The sequence below is a fragment of the Streptomyces sp. P5F9 genome (assembly GCF_057961495.1).
The window spans coordinates 1-2,257 of the sequence record NZ_JBXVPZ010000810.1 but is presented as its reverse complement, the minus strand read 5'-3'; the positions used below and the strand labels follow the sequence as shown (position 1 = coordinate 2,257).

General features: G+C 72.5%; 1 protein-coding gene. It reads right to left on the bottom strand.

The annotated features are described in order from the left end of the window. Positions 1-2,257, bottom strand: a 2,257-nt coding sequence (locus AC31A1_RS50380; protein ID WP_489659745.1) for a sensor histidine kinase, incomplete at both ends; no start/stop codon positions are given.

Below are 2,257 nucleotides of genomic sequence, written 5' to 3'. Positions count from 1 at the left end.
GCCCCGCGGGGCGAAGCGGCGGCTGCGGGCTCCGCACCCGGTGCCGCCGGACCGGACGCGGGCTGGGCATGGGGTGCGGTTCGCGTACGGGTGCGCATCGGCATACCGCCGGCCGTCACCCCGCCGCGCCCCGAACCGGTGACCGGCCCGGTGGGCGTACCGCCGGCCGAGCCCACGCCCATACCTGGGCCCATGCCCGTGCCCGAGCCGCTGCCCGAACCCGTCCCTGAGCCCGTCGCCGAACCGGTCGACGAACCCGGCCCCGAACTCATCCCCGGCTCCGACAACGCCCCCGCGACCGAAGCCAGATGCCGCTCCGCCCGCGCGTCCAGCGTCGGCGGTACCGCGTCCGCCGCCGACTCCGTGAGGGTGTGCGGGATGACGACGACGGCCAGGGAGCCGCCGTAGGACGAGGCCTGGAGGCTGGCGGTGATGCCGTGGCGGTGGGCGAGGTGGCCGACGGTGAAGAGGCCTAGGCGGGGGTCCTCGCCGAGGGTGGTGAAGCTGAAGTCCTTGGGGTGGTGCAGGAGTTCGTTCGCCGCCGCGTACTCGTCCGGCGTCAGACCGAGCCCCCGGTCCTCCACCTCGACGGCGTAGCCCTGCGCCACCGGCAGTGCCCGTACCCGCACTTCGGTGTGCGGGGGCGAGAACGTCACGCCGTTCTCGATGAGTTCGGCCATGAGGTGGATCGTGTCGCCGACCGCCGGGCCCAACACCGCGATGGGCGGGAGGGGTTCGACGACGACCCGGGTGTACCCCTCGATCTCGGACACCGCGCTGCGCAGCAGATCCGCGAGCGGTACCGCCTGCTTCCAACGGCGCCGGGGGGACGCGCCGGACAGCACGGTCAGGCTCTCCGCGTTGCGGCGCATCCGGGTGGCGAGGTGGTCGACGCGGTAGAGATCGGAGAGGAGTTGGGGGTCCTGCTCCTTGCGTTCCATGGAGTCGATCACCGTGAGCTGACGGTGCACGAGGAGCTGGATGCGGCGCGACATGTTGTGGAAGACGAGCCGCGCCCCTTCGCGCAGCGCGGCCTGCTCCAGCGCGACGCTCACCGCGGTCCGCTGGGCACTGTTGAAGGCCTCCGCGACCTTGCCCAACTCGTCGGTGCCGTAGTCGAGTTCGGGCAGGTCGTCGAGTTCGGCGCGTTTGCCCTGGGTGCGCAGCCGGGTGATGAGTTCGGGCAGCCGTTCCTCGGCCAGTTCGAGTGTCGCCGCACGCAGGCCCGACATCCGGCCGATGAGGGACCGGGTGATGCGCCAGGACAGCAGGCCCACGGCGAGCACGGCGACGAACGCGAGGGCGCTGCCGAGCAGCGCCTTGACGAGCACCATGTGGGTCCGGTGCGCGGCGTCCTTGGTGACCTCGGCCAGGTACTGGCCCTCCACGGCCTGCACCGCGGCGGAGACCTGCCCCGGGGCTGCGACCTGGGCGTCCGTGGGGCGCGGCACGTCGATCGTGCCGTCGTGCGCCGCGGTCGCTGTACCGACGGCCGACTCGAAGGCCGTCATGGCGTCCCAGTCCCGCCCGTCCACGACCTTCCCCAGGGCCGCCCCCAGGTCCGTGGGCAGATACGGCTCGACCTCATTGGTCAGCACGGATCCCCGAACGGCGGCGGCCGAGTCCAGGGCCGCCCGCTCCTGGACGCTCAACCGCCCGGAGGCAGCGACCCCGTCGAGGATCGCCTCCTCCTGCGACAGCGCCTCCGCCCCGCGCAGGAACGCCAGTGCATGGCCGGCGTCGGCCGCGGTGGCCGCGTCGCCGCTGTCCGTGCTCAGCGTCCCGAAGAGGTTCAGCACGGACGCCACGGTGTTGGAGTAGACGGTGTAGGCGTGCTGCCGGCCACCCTTCCCGCCGTCCACCGCGACCCGCTCGGCGGTCAGGTCGGAGAGCCGCTTGCGTACGGTCGCCAACTGTGCCCGGTACTGTGCCGATCCGTCACCGGCGGACGCGGAGTCCGCCTTTCGGAACCCGGCGAGGACGGCCTCGGTCCGGCGCCGCTGCGCCTCCAGGGCGGTACGGCTGCCGTGCGAGGACAACACCCCGGCCGTCAGCTGCCGTTCCTTCTGGAACTCGCCGATCGCGGGCACCAGGGCGTATGTGGTTTTCGCCGGCTGCCCCTCTTGGTCGGCCTTGTGCCACTGGTCGAACAACGCGACCGAACCGCTGACCCACAGCAGCACCATCGCCGTCGCCGGTACCACCGCGAGCGTGATGAGCGAGGCCCGAATACTGCGCCCCCGCCCGGCCTTTGCTC